This window comes from Bradyrhizobium sp. URHD0069, assembly GCF_000701345.1.
In the GTDB taxonomy this organism is placed as follows: domain Bacteria; phylum Pseudomonadota; class Alphaproteobacteria; order Rhizobiales; family Xanthobacteraceae; genus Bradyrhizobium.
The window spans coordinates 77243-90733 of sequence record NZ_JNIJ01000008.1; the positions used below are offsets into that span (position 1 = coordinate 77243).

The following is a 13491-nucleotide window of genomic DNA, read 5'->3' on the forward strand; positions in this document are numbered from 1 at the left end:
GGCCACGTCATTAACCTTTCGGCCTTACGGCCCCTTGAATTCTGGCAACCAGTGCGCGAAACTGCCTGTTATGAAGCAGCAAGATGAGAACGCTATTTCAAAATATTGGATTGAGATCGCCCTGCTCGGCTACATCCTGATCGGCGTCGTCACGGTTCTGACGATCGCGCTTTTCCGGTCTTGGCAGTCCGGCCCGACAATACTTCCCGTCAATATTGCGCTCGCCATACCGGAAGGCGCGATCTGGCCGGTCACGCTCTTCAAAGCGATCTTCGGTTAAAGCGGCCACCCCGATGTAAAGCCGCTTGGTAACGTCCCGCTAAAACTACTTCCGCCGAAGTTTGCCGTTACTATTCCACCGGAAGAATTCGCCCACGCAACCGCCGGGCTGAGCGTAGTCGCAGAGAAAGTTGATATACTAACGCCCCCTGTATTCGTGGCGGGATTGTCTGTTCCAGAACCGTTCCAGTTTCCTGACGGTGACTTGCGGAACCAGACCTTGTTGTTGTCCAGATCGACCGCGATGCCGATAATGTTGCCGTTGGCCAGAGCGCCGAGACTGCGCCCCGAGTTGGCGTTGTTCGACCAGATCGCGCCGGATTGATATACGACGGCGCAACTCACCCCGTCGATGACAATGTTCGTATATGTTCCGGCCGCCGTTATGAGCCCCACCCCGCTGTTAGCTTCCGCCAACGTCAACGTCATCTCAAAATAATAGAGACCCGAATTCTTTGCCGTGGCGCTGCGCGCGCCACCCACCGAGCCCGTGGCGTGTGTCGCAGTAAGTCCGGCATTGCTGATGGTAGCGCCGCTGTTGACGCCATTGAAGGTTGCGTATGGGCTAACGAAAGGCGCACCATCAAGCGCCCCGCGCCCTACAATCAATCCTCGTCTGATCTGCCACATCATGCGGTGAAGTTTCCGAACGCGATGCAGGAAAGACCGGCGCCGGTCGTTAGTTTCCATGCGCCAGAAGTGCTCTTTGCACCCAAGACAATGGTGAACGGCGCGAGGTTCGATAGGCTGTCGGTGCCACCCGCAAATACCGGAATCGAAGTAGCGTTATCCAAGAGCGTCACAACGCCCGGTGATACCGAGGTTGGGATGACGGTAATGTGTGAGATATAATCCCCGGTCCCTCCGGTTGCGCCGAGCACCTGTGCAGTCTGAGATGCTGCGACGGTTTCATATTCGGCGCTGGAGATGTCGGTGATTGAGACGGTTCCGGAAACCGGCTGCGTAACAGCCGAACCGTCCACCTTCCATGCCGTGGTGTTCGCGGTATTTCCCGGCTGCACTGTCCATGTGCCGGACTGAGTAACCGCACCAATGACGGCAGAGCCTGCTGACAACACGATTCCGGTGAGCAGATCCTTTAACCGACCGAGGACAGTGTTCGCGGTCGGGTTCGCCGTGACCTTGCCAAGCACCTCCGCCTCCGCCTCATCATAGAGCGTATGGCCCATCAGATGGCCGTTGGTGCCAGTGTCCTTGGACTTGAATTTTGTAGTCGCCGGAATCGGTGAAGTGACGTTATCGGCCATTGTGGTGTCCTATTCGATCAAAAGTAAGAAGTCATCGTCGGCGGTGCCGCCACCTTCTGACACATCCGCAACCGTTACCGTGATGGTTTGCGTATCGGTCATAGACCCGTCCGAGACTTGAACGATGACGACGTAAGCGTTGTCGCTGTCTGCGTCGGTTGGCGTCTCGTAGTCAGGCGCAACCAGGAACGCCAAGACGCCTGTACTCGCGCCTATACCGAACAGTGCGGCATCGGCCCCGCCGCTGATCGAATATGTCAGCGGATCGCCATTGGCGTCGGTCGCGGTTACCGTCGTGACGGCCGTGGTGTTTTCGTTGATCGTAATCGAGGCTGTACTGCCGCCGCCATTCGAGGTGATGACCGGGGCGACGTTGGCGAACGTCGAGAAATCAACCCGTTCGGCTTCAATTTCGATGGCGTGGTCGGACGCCCGCCTTGCGATCGATATAATCCGTGCCGTCAACGAAATGTCGGGATCGTCGCTGAAGTCAAAGATGTCCCCCGGCTCCATGCCATAGAGAGCCATCTTTGCGGTAAATCGCATTTTCTTGCGCGCGATATCATCGATTTGAAGCGAGTCGTTAACGAGGGTTGACGCCTCCGCAAATGTCATGCCGATCGGCAGCTCAATGGTTTCGGAGTCCTGCGATGCTGTAAGAGGAACAGGGAATCTCTCAAGCTGGGCCGTGGCAGTGTTGAAGTCGTTGTCTCGTCCGGTATCGATGAAGCCCAAAGCACGATCACTAGTGATGCTGAGAGGGCTATCCCACACCAGCTCAATATCATTAGCGAGCATGTTGCTTCGTACAATCGTGGCGCTTATCGCGTCGTCCGCGCTATTTTCAATTACGCGCAGCTTGTCAGTTGCCGTGATGTTCCAGTGGCGAAAAATGCTCCGCAACCCAGCAAGAAACGGGATGAACTGCGTGTTCTGCCCGACGATCCAGAATTTATCCGAGCCGCTGACATCGAACTCAAATTCGCTGTCGTCATATCTGGCATAGCGAGCGAGTGCCGCTAATGCATCGTTGCGCGTGATGCTGTCGGCCTCATGCACAAAGATCGACGCGAACGGGATTTCATTGTTGAATAATGACAGCGGGCAGTTGATGACCTCGACGCAGATATGGGAACGGTAGGCGGTCGCATTGGAGCCATATCGGGTGATGCTGCTGGCGAACGGGGTCTGCGTTTCCGTTCCCGTCTTGACGTTCACCGTCATGCCCGCGAATGGCGTCCCGATGGAGCCGCCGGCAGAAGTCCACGACTCTGTTCCGTTCAATCTAAGGCTAGTGATGGTCCGCGTCGCGCCCGGCGTCGCCGCGACCGCGCACGTCGCGATGAACGACACGACGCTGACGCTGCTAACCGTCTCAAGAAATGGCCCCTCGATTATCCGGCAGCCCATCAGACTCTCGCCACCGACGAAGACCGGGATTTCCTTGCCGAATAGCGCGCCCTCAAGCGCGGTCTGCTCAACGCCGGTTAGGGTTGATTTGGCTGAGTCGGTTAACGCTGGCGCGACGTAGAATGGACTTGCCAGCCCTATGAACGGTTCTGTCAACCGGCTGGAAAACGGGGCGGATAGCGCGCGGGCCATCAGTCCGACCCCGCCGCAAACTCAACCGCGAATGGCGCGTAACCGCCGACGACAGGCGCGCCCGGATCGTCGGTCGGGCCAGGGAACGGCGTCACACCAGGAACGATGGTCGACGTGACTATCTTCGATCCGGTGAGATGATCGAAACCGCGATAATTGTTCTTGTTGTTGTACTTATCGAGACACATGCCCGGTGTCTTGTCGCAGTCGGGCGCGATCTCGCCGGCGTCCCCGACCATTAGCAATTCCGCGATCGGCTGGATCAACTCCACTTGAAACGTCGTGCCGTCCCACGCCCTGATCTTGGCAGCCCGGTTTTTCATGTAGCCGGTAAGCATTTTGATGCGCCCCGGCCCGTACCATGAGTTCACAGATGCTCTCGGGTCCGGAAGCGCCGTTAGAAACAGATTGCGAGAATTGACAACAGAGGCGACCACGAACGACCGCGCCCATGCGTTCTTGGTCGTCCACGTCACGCCGCCGTCTACGGTCGTTGCGTCAACCGTGGTGGAATATGCCGGCGCCGTGTCTGCGGTTATCCCCGTCGTGATCGCTGTGCATTCGAGATAGACGTTGTTGTAACTGGCCGGAGAGCCCGACAGAAACCGCCGCCGGTCACCTACAGCGATAGTCTCCGATGTCTCAACGTCGTGGAGGTCTCTGCTGCCTTCCTCAACATCCGGGAAGGTCGGTATTTTGCAGCGGCGCGGATCTCCAAAATTAGCATCGCAGGGTATGCCGTATTTCCGAACAAAGACGTCGCGCGGAGTCGAGAACTTCCCGACAATATCGAACGTGGCCTTCCGGTCTATGCCGTACCTGATGTCGCCGATGATCTTCCCGATGAACAGGAAATATCGTTGGTCGGGCGAGGTCGCCGCGGCGTTGATGATGTCGATCTCAACAAGAGCATTTTCAAATTGTCCGGTATCAACGTCTCGAGGATCGAACAGCCCGCTCCGCTCCATGGAGACGGAAAGACTTGTACTGGGGACCGTCCCGTCATTGCGCTCGGTGAAGTCCGAAAGCGAAAGACCGGGAGACGGGAGCCATGTGTCCCCGCCGTTTGTAATCGCCAGCATTGAATTGCTGACGCGAATGATCGTCTCGTCACGCCGCGTAATAGTAATGATCGCCCGCAACCGCGGGTTTGCACTTAAGGTAATCGTCCTCATTCGCCGGGGGCTTCCCGGATCGTGATGCCCTTGACGAACTCGACTTCAGAGGCTTGCAGAGTCGTCTCGATCTGATCGGCAACGAAAAACATCGCCGTGTCGTAATCGAAATCAGCGGTAAGGGCGTGTCCAAGCGGGGCAGTAACTGTGATGCTCCCCAATGCCCCTAGCGTCCACAGCGCGGGGCTTGTGGCGAGTGCAACGCCATTGGCGTAGATCACCATCGCCAATGCCAAGGGGTGATAGATGGGCTTGTAAACCGTATGCAGCGCCCCGCCGTCAGCATCGCGCGCTGTCTTGGCTATGCCGAGTTGGTACACGGCAGCCGTCCCAGTGCCAAAGGCAGGGGCGCGATTCAAAAGCAGCGGCTGCGCTGTCGCAACACGATCACGCACAAGCGGCGGCCTGACCAAGAACGATCGCTCAGGCCCGTTCTGAGTGAAGAACAAATCCTCCACTTCCTGGGATTGTTCTGGCAATGGCGAAACGGTTAGCTCAAGCAATGGGAAATCGTACTTGCCCAAGCGCCCATCAATGCCGGAATCTCCCGGCTGCGTGGCCGTGCTTGTGACCAAACGCCGGATGGCCCCGACGAGAACATCATCGGGGAAGTAGGTCAGATCAGCGGTTGCCATGGATTATCCTGCCGCCGAAACGAAACCTTGGGCGCGCTGCATCGCATTGCGACGGCGCTGGGGCGTGTCGCTTCCCGAGACAACGATGTTCTGAGTTAGATTCGTTGTTCTTGACGATCGATTGTCGTTGCTCTGCCCTGCCGGCGTGACCTGGATGTGCTCGCCAGCCGTCAGCATCATGTGCACGGGCACTTTATCGACACCGCTTGGACCTTGGACAATCCCGTCAAGGCCAGTTGCCGCGTGGTAATACCCGATCTGCGGCATCGCGCCGTGACCTTGCTGGTAGAGCGGATTTAGCGTGGCCTGTGTCGATGCATCCACGCTGTCTTTGAGTGAGTCGAGCGATTGCGTCAGGGTTACGATTTGCTGATTGCGTGCGATGGTTTCAGGGAGCGTGTTCAACCATGCTATTTCTTCCGTAATGTTCGCCCGTTTGACGCCGTTGTCGTTCGTCTGCGCGTTCTTCAATTCGTAGAGAGATTGAAGCGTGCTAATCATGCTTTGGTCTGTCGCGGCATAGGAACCACCACCACGAAGGTCTCCAGTCGGCTGCTGCTGCACGTTTTTGATTGCGGCATCGAGACCATTCGGCAGTCCCATGGCTGCGGCCTGATCGCTGGTCTGGTTTACCTCTTGCCTTCCACGATACCCCAACGGATCCCATGATGATGTATATTGCGTTCCCTTCGGGACATCGAAGCTGCCAGAGCCGCCGGGCGCGGCAGCGGCGGCATCTTGCATATCTTGTGATGCTTGATTGATTGAGTCCTGCGCGCTATCCGCCGCATTCGCTGCGCGCACCATGCTTTGTTCGAATTGATGGGCATAATCGGCGGACTTCGCCAAATTGTTTCTAAGTGTTTCGCTACGCAGTGCTGCCGCGGCGGTCTCCGTAGCGCCTCCAGCAATCGCGTTCTTGTAAGCAATCGCTGCCGCTGTCGTCGCCTCCGTTCCGTTCTGATGCGCCCGGATCATCGCAGTTGAGTCTCTTAGTGACTGGACGCGGTCCATTACCGCCTTTGTTGCATTCGCCTCCGACAAGGCCATCTTGTCCGCAGCAATCTGCTCCGCATCAACGTCACTCATGCTGGCACGCTTTGCCGCACTGTAAGCAGCGGCGTATTGCGCGGCTTGACGCTCGGATTCGCTTGTGGCGCGAACGATTGCGAGTTGGTCCTGGAGCGCTTCAAGTTGAAGCGCAGCCTTGATGCTGACTCCTGTGCCGGCCCACTCCTCTCTGACTCTGGCGATCTCGTTATTGTAATTAACGGTCTCAGCCATCGCCTCTTTGGTGAGCGCGAGTTGGTTCTGTATGGCAGTTGCGGCGGCATCGTTGAACCCACCGAGACCTTGAGCGCCAGCCGATTCGCGCGCCTTGTTCAGGTCGTCCTGTAGCTTTATCAGCTTTTCATAGGCCCCAATCTGGGGCAACAACTGCCTGACAGCATCGTCGCCGCCCCGCGAATCCGATGCGAACTGCGATTGGTTTTTTTCTGACTCAACTTCAAGTGGGCTTCGCCGATCGCCCGGCAGCGAAAATGTGAGCGACTTGCCCAACTGGTTCGCGGTGGCGTCCAACTGGTTTGCAAGGAAATTGTAAGCCTTGGTTAGAATATCAACGCTGTCGGCGGCCTTCTTGTTCTGCTCCTCTATCGCCTTCAGGATGATCTTCTGCGCTTCCTGCCTTTCGCCTGTAGCCTGAAGCGTCGAGATATATTGAAGCGTCCGACCGTCAAGCGTGCCGTATATTTTGTCGAGGTCTTGCGCCCCCTTCACCAGATCGCCAGAGAGGGCCGCCGCAAGCGTCTTGGTAGCCTCGGCGGCATCCTTGCCAGTGAGAACGGAGAAGCCATATACGGCGTCCCCAAGGCCCTTAAGCTGGTCTACAGCAATGTTGCCGGTCTTGGTGAACTCAATGGCGGCATCACGCGCCTGACTGACCGAAAGCCCGGTTGCCGTCGCATTGGCAGATGCGAACTTGTTGATGTCGGAAATGGTGGTGCCGGTACGGCGGCCGATACCGATCAGGGCTTGGTCAATTGCCGTCTGCGCCGTCAACCACTGATAGGCCAGCACGCCCGCGCCAACCGCCGCAGCCGCAGCCGCGACACCAAGCAACGTGACCGCGCCAACAGCCCGCAGATAGGATATATTGGCGGCGCTGGCGGCGGCGTCGGATTCACTGACCGCGCCGGATGCGCCCGCTACTCTGGCCTCCATTTCCTTGAAGGAAATGCCCGCGCGATCAGCGGCAGACTGCGTGGCGCGCGTTACAGTATCGGTTTCGGCAAAGGTCTTATTGAAAGACCCAACCACCTTCGCTGCAGCAGCGGCGGCGTTGCTTGTGGCGTCTACCACCTTTTTGGCGGTTTCAGACGCCTTCCCAATACCGCTGACGATCTTCTCAGCACCGTCAGAGGCTTGCTTGAACTTGCCGCCCATGTCGGACGCAGACGACCCTAGTCCAACGAACTTGCTACTGGCCTTGTCGGCGTTGTCGCCCGCCTCCTTCGCCGTATCGGAAAATTCCTTGAGCTTGTCCGTTCCCTGTTCAAGGCCTTTGGAATCGACCTCGAGGCCTAATTTCGCGACGTCATCTGCCATGCTTGACGCCCTCTCTCTTGGCTAGTGCGACCAGGGATTTGAACAAAGGTGATTTTTCAGTCTGAGTGACGCGCGCAAACACGTCGCCGCTCTTCCAATTCAGCATTCGCATGCGTCCATAGAAGGCATTGACGAGGTATTGCATCGAAGAATTGTTGGTTTCTTCCTCGGTGAGGCCAAGCCAGCCGCCGCCGATCTCTTCAAGCCACGCGAAATAATCCGCGTGGCTTACGATTCCCCCGATTTGGAATCTCCGGCCGCCTCTACCGGCTTGCCGCCATTGGCGAGATAGCCGACATAGAGCGCCAAGGGGTTGACGAGCGAGTAAAGTCCGGAGGTGTAGACCGCCTCTTCGACTTCCTGCGGCTTCTTGTTCATCCCGGCCGCAACGACAGTGACATAAAAGTCCATGTCATACGCCAGCAGCCGGTTTAACACCTGCTGAAATCCCCCGGCCGCATTGACCTTTTTCGCTGCGCCCAGTGAAGGACGCAGCGTTTCTGTCTTGCCGTCGAGCGTGATCTCGACCTCTCCAACGCCAGCCATGATCAGACGCTCGGCGTGATCGTAAGCGTCGAGGGCCGGATGGAAACGGAGGTCTTGACCGACCGCAGGCTCGAGACACCGCCATAGGACGGGCCATAGCCGAAGCTCTCGCCCTGCCATATCGCGGTGCCGCCATCCGTCTCAAGGATCTTGAAGGGATAGAGCGTTCCACGCGCTGCTTCCGCGGCGGCCTTGAGTGCGAGTTGACCAAGGTCGCTGTCATTGCGGTTCATGGTCAGTTCGAAGTTCGGAAGGCTGCGCTGGCCCTTGAGCTGATAGGTGTCCCCGCTGCCGAGTGATTCCACCGCGATCTGAGCGAACTGCAGGGCCAGATCACCAAGGTTCGAGATGTCGCCGACCTCGATCCACTGATCGGGGGACGTGGGAGGCGACCCAGCGGGGCCGGTAAAGAATTTAGTGCCGGAAACGGGTCCAACGCCTGCGGGCATGGTAGTTCTCCATTAGTTGAGAAAGAGCCGCTGAGCGGCGGGTAATCGCTGCGTCAAGCAGGATTGGGGGCGAAACAAACGTAGGGGATCGTCACCGGGATTTGCGTCCAAGCGTCTTTCGTCATCAGGGCTGAGCGGTAAGGCTGCTTCCAGACCTTTGCGGAAAACCCATCTTTGGTAACGACCGTTTCGAACTTGAAATATGAGAGGATTGCCGACGCGATGCGGCCCGGCGCATATTCGCCAGCGCCAATGCCGTGGAACACGTCAATCTGAAGCAGCCCGTAGAGTTGATTGGTTGAATTGCTGCTGACGCCCAGCCCCAGCGTCGGCGCCGGCAGGAACGTGGCCTTGAGCCATTTCCCGTAAATTACGGTGCTGCCGGATGCCGTTTTGTCTGGCGGCGGGGTAAACGCAATATTCGGCAGCGAAATTGTAAGGGCCGGTGATTGCGCCGCCGCGAAAGCTATGGCTCTATTGAGCAGCGCGGATTCAATCGCAACCTCTACCGGATCAGGCATTTGTCAGATTCCAAACCCTTGAGCGACAATGAGGCTGATGATCGGTTGAAGGCGGCCCGTGCCGTCCTTGGCGAGGCCAGTGGCAAGACGGTTCAGGCAGACACAGCCTTGTCCGCGGCGCGAAACGCGCTCACCCTGATCTCTCTGGGCTTGATTAAAGCGGGGCTGAAGCAGCCCGAGACTTAGCTTCCTGAGTGACTAAGCCGCGTTTTTCGTGCGGTAGTTTTCGAGCCATTCAGCTAACTGCTTGCGACCGAAGCCGCGCAGCCCGTAGGCTCGATGAAACCCCCTGTGGCATTCGACGCATAGCGTGATGCCGTTGTCAGGGTCGTTTCGGTCTTTCGTGTTTTGACAGTGTGCCTCAACGTGATGCGCGTTCAGATTCCCGCCCTGTGCATCACCGCACCGCTGGCATTTGTAGCCGTCGCGCTCGTAAACCTGAATTCGCCATTTAGTTTGCTTCGCAGAATCCCGCCGCAATGCGCGCTCTTCCGCCGTCAGGTCTGGTCGCCAGTTTGGGTTTTTCGCGCCGTCCCGGTCCCGCTTCTTAGTTTCAACTCCAGCGGCATCAAACGCGCGGCGAATGATTGACTTGGTGACGCCGAACATCGCCATTAACGATTTAATATCCGCATCTTGTTTGGCGTATTCCAACGCCACCAACTGCGGGTCTAAATCGATGCGCCGATGGTTTGGCTTCCCCCTCTTGGTGTCGTTATGGTGCCGTATCATGACGCCGGATTCACGCAATCTACGGAGAATGGTGGACGCGTTAACCCCAAGAAGTTCACCGATGCGTTCGGCGTTCCATTCATTGTCAACGTAGAGTTTGGCAGCCTTTTCTAGGTCGAACCGGACTCGCCTGCCATGATGAACGGCAGCATTTCGGTCATCACGGGGCTCTATCCCAGTCCGCTTCAAAATACGAAGCAGCGTTGGCATTGAGCAGCCCAATTCGGCGCACAAATCTGAATTACGCCGCCTCTTGGTAATATACTCGTTGCGCAGCCAACTATCTTCGACCGCAAACTTTATCTGTGCGCCCCTCGCCATACCGGGATTCTAAACCCTCGACTTAGCATCTGCAACCACACCGTTCACAATAACCTGCCACTGCTCTGCCGCGAGATCGACATAGCGGCGCGGCGCCATGTTCGCGGTGCCCCAGTTGACGTGGCCGGCATAGGCCGCGGTCCAGCCCAGATAGATAGTCTGCCCTAGTGTGGCACTAGCGATCACTGTCGTGATCTGGCCCTCATCAAAACTGTACGATTGCTCGTCTTTCGGCTGGGCCGTGGGATCGATGGTCGGCATTGCCTCTGTCGAGGCGCGCTCACTGGCCCGCAGAAAGCCAGTCTGAACATTGACCACCCCGCCGCTAAGATTGGCCACGACCACGGAATTAAGCCGCTGGGTGCTTTCCTTCCAAACCGCGGTCATGCGTTGCTCAGTCGATTTAACCCAGTCATCGACTGCCGAGACAAACGCTAGATTGTTGACCGCCATCACTTGATCCCGGAGAGGAAGTCCACGGACGGCTCGAGGAAACAGCGGCACGAAATTGTGTTCGCGACGCTCGCATTAGGGTCACCGGGAAACCTGATCGGCCCCAGCGAAGATTGAAACACCCCGCCATACCTGATCCGCGACCCGTTAAGCTCTCGGTGCGCGTCGCGGACTCGTTTGTCGTGGGCAGAGCGCCAGACCATCGTCACCGTATCGGCCTTCAGGGCGCCGGATTTGATGGCTTGATCTATTGCATCGTGTTGCGCCTGGTGCAGCGCGCGAATGGTTTCTGATCGAGCGATCGTCTCTGCCCGGTATCTCAGCGCGCGGTTGCGATACGCTGCCACCATCTTGGCCCGCAGATCGGCGGGGATGGGTTCTTTGTCCCGTACCGCCTTGGCTACCGCGCGATCAAACCGCGCATCCCGAAGCGTCCTTGTGAGGCTGGAGGCTGGATTATTCGCCAACTCCTCGGCGTAGTTTCTGGCCCATTGCTCTTGGCTCTCGGTGAGCCCGATCACGCCGCCCTGTCGCTGGCCGTTGGCGCCGATCCTGCCGACAAGATCAAGCGCCGTGGTGCGCGGGTTCAGGCCCTTGGACAATCCGTCCTGCAAAAATCCTCGGATCATGTTGCGCTGATCGTCCACGATCTCGCGGATCATGTTGGACGAATACTGCCGCAACCAGTTTTCAGCGATCGGGTTTCTGATCGAGAACTGAAACCGGACCCGGAAGCCTTGCGCGTCCTTCACTACCGGAAGCGCGGTTGATGTTGCCGAGCCTCCCGCCTCGTATGCTGATTCAAACGCCTTGTCGAACACCCGGAACTGGATCGGGTCTAAGCCCACTGCGCGCAGCGCGCCGCCTATATCCCCGCGCTCGAGCATTCTCGCGATCTGGTCGATCTGCGCGGCGTTCCTGACCTCGTTGAACGCTTCAAGGAACGATTGCCGAAGGTGGGGTTCCCATGCGTCGATTAACTGGTCAAAGCGGTTGGCGGCCATCAGGCTTCGTTCGTCTGCCGGCTGACATACTCATGCTCCAGCCAATTGATTGCGCCGAGCATTTCGTAGACATTTTCGTGGTGACCGCCCCAGCACGCGAGACGGTTGCCGTCCGCGGTGAAGCCTGTCCCGATGAAGCTCTGAAGCCTGCCCGACTTCGCCATCGCCAGTATATCTTCTATTGCCTCAATCAGCCCTTGGCGCGGCTCACCTAGTTGGGATGGTCGGCTGCCTGTGATGCTGACAACGTTATCCGCCGCCATTACGTCACCGTCCTGCACGACCATGTAGCGCGGGCCGGATCGGTCGAGACAGCCTTCATGCTAGAAGTTCCGCTCGTAGCCGGACCCGCTATCGTTCCCGAGACACCCTGAGACGGCACCGACAATCTGTCACCGGCTTGCGGCTCCACCGAAAGCGATGCTGCAAGGATTATGATATTGACATCGGTCGCATTGACTAAACCGCCAGCGCGCACGCCGGCGCTGTAGTCTTCCACGATTGCCTTACAGGCGTATGGCACCGGAACTGGCGCGGGCGGATCGGCGGGGTCATAGGCCGGGCTATCCGGAATAACATCGCGCGTCAGCACAGCGTCAAGGAACAGCCCCCGCATGCCCTTGTAGACTTGCGCCCGTAGTGCGCCCTCGAGCGGAGAGGTCATTAGAATTCGACCACTTCACCGTCCGCAAACTCAATTCGCCGTACGGCTTTCATATCGCCGGTCTTGGGGCTTGCGACGCGATACTCTGCGTGGGCCGCAACGTCTAACTGAACCGCGCAAAGGTCGATTTTTGCCCTAACGAGGTCGCCAGCGCGCAAATCGATAGCAATCCGCTCAATGCCTTGGATCTCGGCCCCGGTCACCGTGTCGATGACCTTCGTTCCGTTGGCGATACCGCCTTCTGATTTAATTCTGACGCTATCCATCATCCCCTCACCGCCGACGCTGTATATGGACTTGGAGCCGCGCCGAGCAATCCAGCCAGGATTCCATCAATGATGCTGAACGTGGTTTGAGCCGATGCGTTTCCACCATATTCGATTTCGACGCTGCCAGCTTTCAGCCGCCTTATCTGCCCTCCCCGTTCAAGATCGGGAGACATGGAGCCGGGCGCAACAAGCTCCCGCAAGGATGCCTCGCAAACGGCATGAACTATCTCGACTGGGATCTCGTCTTCGGCAATTTCCTCGCCGTCTGCGTCGGTCATGCCAGAGCGCGGGAATAGGAGCGCCTGCTCCCTGCCGTTGATCTTCTCTCCCGAAAGCCTGTTCCTGATCATGGCTTCGATCGCGGCAGTCCCGCGGATCAGCGCGGCGGCCTTGCCCTGATCTGGCGATGTGCTGGCTTCCGTCCATGCCGAATTGCCACGAGCCGAATGATAGGCGTCGGCATCAGCAACGCTGACGCTGGAATTGGCATCCGCCAAGCCCGTACCGTCTTCAACGATGATCATGCGGCAACCTTTCGTGGTCGCCCGCGCGGGCGTTTAGTTGGCGCTGGAGCCGGATCATTTACGGCCGCATCGTATAGGAGTGGCCCCTCAACAATCTTACAGCCCATCAATGCGGTGCCGCCGACATCTATCGGGATATCCTCGCCGTAAAACTTGGTTGGCTCTGGGCCTGCTTGAACCGAAACCACGCCATACACCGCCTCGATGCGCTCACGGTGCCATGGAGCCACGTCAGGCATGAACTCGATATGGTCGGACTGCGGAACATTGCTTGACCACATATCCGCCTGAACAGCGGTGGCCCTAGCCTCACGGGTGCGGAGTTCTTTCGCCCTCGCCTTGGCGGATATTCCATCCAGCCCGTAGAAAACGAAGGTCAGCATCCGAAGGCTCCGATCTCAAAGCAAAGGACGGGGCACAGGCCCCGCCCTCTATGTCGTGT

19 protein-coding genes are annotated in these 13491 nt (G+C 58.0%); 2 read left to right on the forward strand and 17 right to left on the reverse strand.

The genetic code is table 11. From position 1 onward, the window contains the following. Positions 1–70 precede the first annotated feature (70 nt). On the forward strand, positions 71–280 hold the full coding sequence (locus N554_RS0101945; RefSeq protein WP_029581930.1) for a hypothetical protein: 210 nt from the start codon (positions 71–73) through the stop codon (positions 278–280). On the opposite strand, the gene N554_RS0101950 is transcribed toward N554_RS0101945, so the two are convergent. The 9 genes from N554_RS0101950 to N554_RS0101995 form a co-directional block, all read right to left on the reverse strand. Beyond that, positions 277–912, reverse strand: coding sequence for an SPRY domain-containing protein (locus N554_RS0101950; protein WP_029581931.1), 636 nt, complete (start codon positions 910–912; stop codon positions 277–279). The genes N554_RS0101945 and N554_RS0101950 overlap by 4 nt on opposite strands. After that, positions 909–1547: a hypothetical protein gene (locus tag N554_RS0101955; protein ID WP_029581932.1), complete on the reverse strand. Its 639-nt coding sequence runs from the start codon at positions 1545–1547 to the stop codon at positions 909–911. Before N554_RS0101955 ends, N554_RS0101950 begins: the two co-directional genes overlap by 4 nt. A 9-nt stretch (positions 1548–1556) precedes the next feature. Beyond that, complete coding sequence (locus tag N554_RS40750; protein WP_197033386.1) at positions 1557–2771, reverse strand: phage tail protein; 1215 nt, start codon at positions 2769–2771, stop codon at positions 1557–1559. A 377-nt stretch (positions 2772–3148) separates the two neighbouring features. Further along, entirely contained in the window at positions 3149–4324 is a 1176-nt protein-coding gene (locus tag N554_RS0101965; RefSeq protein ID WP_081851074.1) for a baseplate hub domain-containing protein, read from the reverse strand. After that, positions 4321–4959 carry a DUF2460 domain-containing protein gene (locus tag N554_RS0101970; protein WP_029581935.1) on the reverse strand — a complete coding sequence of 213 codons (639 nt, stop codon included), beginning with the start codon at positions 4957–4959 and terminating at the stop codon, positions 4321–4323. Before N554_RS0101970 ends, N554_RS0101965 begins: the two co-directional genes overlap by 4 nt. 3 nt (positions 4960–4962) lie before the next feature. Next, positions 4963–7566, reverse strand: coding sequence for a phage tail length tape measure family protein (locus tag N554_RS0101975; protein ID WP_029581936.1), 2604 nt, complete (start codon positions 7564–7566; stop codon positions 4963–4965). A 228-nt stretch (positions 7567–7794) separates the two neighbouring features. Beyond that, positions 7795–8112, reverse strand: coding sequence for a hypothetical protein (locus tag N554_RS0101985; protein ID WP_029581937.1), 318 nt, complete (start codon positions 8110–8112; stop codon positions 7795–7797). A 2-nt stretch (positions 8113–8114) separates the two neighbouring features. Further along, positions 8115–8561 carry a hypothetical protein gene (locus N554_RS0101990; RefSeq protein WP_029581938.1) on the reverse strand — a complete coding sequence of 149 codons (447 nt, stop codon included), beginning with the start codon at positions 8559–8561 and terminating at the stop codon, positions 8115–8117. Positions 8562–8614: 53 nt separating this feature from the next. After that, a complete protein-coding gene (locus N554_RS0101995) occupies positions 8615–9082 on the reverse strand; it encodes a phage tail terminator-like protein (protein ID WP_029581939.1) in 468 nt (155 codons plus the stop codon). An 18-nt stretch (positions 9083–9100) separates the two neighbouring features. Here N554_RS0101995 and N554_RS39490 point away from each other — a divergent pair, with 18 nt between their 5' ends. Continuing rightward, positions 9101–9268 carry a hypothetical protein gene (locus tag N554_RS39490; protein WP_156041730.1) on the forward strand — a complete coding sequence of 56 codons (168 nt, stop codon included), beginning with the start codon at positions 9101–9103 and terminating at the stop codon, positions 9266–9268. Between the two features lie 12 nt (positions 9269–9280). Here N554_RS39490 and N554_RS37105 read toward each other — a convergent pair whose 3' ends face one another. The 8 genes from N554_RS37105 to N554_RS0102040 form a co-directional block, all read right to left on the reverse strand. Beyond that, positions 9281–10024 carry an HNH endonuclease gene (locus tag N554_RS37105; protein ID WP_197033387.1) on the reverse strand — a complete coding sequence of 248 codons (744 nt, stop codon included), beginning with the start codon at positions 10022–10024 and terminating at the stop codon, positions 9281–9283. Positions 10025–10144: 120 nt separating this feature from the next. Next, complete coding sequence (locus N554_RS0102010; protein ID WP_029581941.1) at positions 10145–10588, reverse strand: hypothetical protein; 444 nt, start codon at positions 10586–10588, stop codon at positions 10145–10147. After that, on the reverse strand, positions 10588–11592 hold the full coding sequence (locus tag N554_RS0102015; RefSeq protein WP_029581942.1) for a phage minor head protein: 1005 nt from the start codon (positions 11590–11592) through the stop codon (positions 10588–10590). Before N554_RS0102015 ends, N554_RS0102010 begins: the two co-directional genes overlap by 1 nt. Next, positions 11592–11855, reverse strand: coding sequence for a hypothetical protein (locus tag N554_RS0102020; RefSeq protein WP_156041731.1), 264 nt, complete (start codon positions 11853–11855; stop codon positions 11592–11594). The genes N554_RS0102015 and N554_RS0102020 overlap by 1 nt, the downstream gene beginning before the upstream one ends. Further along, positions 11855–12256, reverse strand: coding sequence for a hypothetical protein (locus N554_RS0102025; RefSeq protein WP_029581944.1), 402 nt, complete (start codon positions 12254–12256; stop codon positions 11855–11857). Before N554_RS0102025 ends, N554_RS0102020 begins: the two co-directional genes overlap by 1 nt. Continuing rightward, positions 12256–12522 carry a hypothetical protein gene (locus tag N554_RS0102030; RefSeq protein ID WP_029581945.1) on the reverse strand — a complete coding sequence of 89 codons (267 nt, stop codon included), beginning with the start codon at positions 12520–12522 and terminating at the stop codon, positions 12256–12258. Before N554_RS0102030 ends, N554_RS0102025 begins: the two co-directional genes overlap by 1 nt. After that, positions 12522–13049, reverse strand: coding sequence for a DnaT-like ssDNA-binding protein (locus N554_RS0102035; protein WP_051677254.1), 528 nt, complete (start codon positions 13047–13049; stop codon positions 12522–12524). The genes N554_RS0102030 and N554_RS0102035 overlap by 1 nt, the downstream gene beginning before the upstream one ends. Then, positions 13046–13432, reverse strand: coding sequence for a hypothetical protein (locus N554_RS0102040; RefSeq protein ID WP_029581947.1), 387 nt, complete (start codon positions 13430–13432; stop codon positions 13046–13048). The genes N554_RS0102035 and N554_RS0102040 overlap by 4 nt, the downstream gene beginning before the upstream one ends. Positions 13433–13491: the final 59 nt, after the last annotated feature.

What these genes read in the sequence shown, in the direction of transcription:
- N554_RS0101945 (WP_029581930.1), top strand. Translation starts at nt 71, where the DNA reads ATGAAGCAGCAAGATGAGAACGCTATTTCAAAATATTGGATTGAGATC.
- N554_RS0101970 (WP_029581935.1), bottom strand. Translation starts at nt 4,959, where the DNA reads ATGGCAACCGCTGATCTGACCTACTTCCCCGATGATGTTCTCGTCGGG.
- N554_RS0101995 (WP_029581939.1), bottom strand. Translation starts at nt 9,082, where the DNA reads ATGCCTGATCCGGTAGAGGTTGCGATTGAATCCGCGCTGCTCAATAGA.
- N554_RS0102020 (WP_156041731.1), bottom strand. Translation starts at nt 11,855, where the DNA reads ATGGCGGCGGATAACGTTGTCAGCATCACAGGCAGCCGACCATCCCAA.
- N554_RS0101965 (WP_081851074.1), bottom strand. Translation starts at nt 4,324, where the DNA reads ATGAGGACGATTACCTTAAGTGCAAACCCGCGGTTGCGGGCGATCATT.
- N554_RS37105 (WP_197033387.1), bottom strand. Translation starts at nt 10,024, where the DNA reads ATGCCAACGCTGCTTCGTATTTTGAAGCGGACTGGGATAGAGCCCCGT.
- N554_RS0101950 (WP_029581931.1), bottom strand. Translation starts at nt 912, where the DNA reads ATGATGTGGCAGATCAGACGAGGATTGATTGTAGGGCGCGGGGCGCTT.
- N554_RS0101985 (WP_029581937.1), bottom strand. Translation starts at nt 8,112, where the DNA reads ATGGCTGGCGTTGGAGAGGTCGAGATCACGCTCGACGGCAAGACAGAA.
- N554_RS0102040 (WP_029581947.1), bottom strand. Translation starts at nt 13,432, where the DNA reads ATGCTGACCTTCGTTTTCTACGGGCTGGATGGAATATCCGCCAAGGCG.
- N554_RS0102030 (WP_029581945.1), bottom strand. Translation starts at nt 12,522, where the DNA reads ATGGATAGCGTCAGAATTAAATCAGAAGGCGGTATCGCCAACGGAACG.
- N554_RS0101990 (WP_029581938.1), bottom strand. Translation starts at nt 8,561, where the DNA reads ATGCCCGCAGGCGTTGGACCCGTTTCCGGCACTAAATTCTTTACCGGC.
- N554_RS0102035 (WP_051677254.1), bottom strand. Translation starts at nt 13,049, where the DNA reads ATGATCATCGTTGAAGACGGTACGGGCTTGGCGGATGCCAATTCCAGC.
- N554_RS0102010 (WP_029581941.1), bottom strand. Translation starts at nt 10,588, where the DNA reads ATGGCGGTCAACAATCTAGCGTTTGTCTCGGCAGTCGATGACTGGGTT.
- N554_RS40750 (WP_197033386.1), bottom strand. Translation starts at nt 2,771, where the DNA reads ATGACGGTGAACGTCAAGACGGGAACGGAAACGCAGACCCCGTTCGCC.
- N554_RS0101975 (WP_029581936.1), bottom strand. Translation starts at nt 7,566, where the DNA reads ATGGCAGATGACGTCGCGAAATTAGGCCTCGAGGTCGATTCCAAAGGC.
- N554_RS0102015 (WP_029581942.1), bottom strand. Translation starts at nt 11,592, where the DNA reads ATGGCCGCCAACCGCTTTGACCAGTTAATCGACGCATGGGAACCCCAC.
- N554_RS0101955 (WP_029581932.1), bottom strand. Translation starts at nt 1,547, where the DNA reads ATGGCCGATAACGTCACTTCACCGATTCCGGCGACTACAAAATTCAAG.
- N554_RS0102025 (WP_029581944.1), bottom strand. Translation starts at nt 12,256, where the DNA reads ATGACCTCTCCGCTCGAGGGCGCACTACGGGCGCAAGTCTACAAGGGC.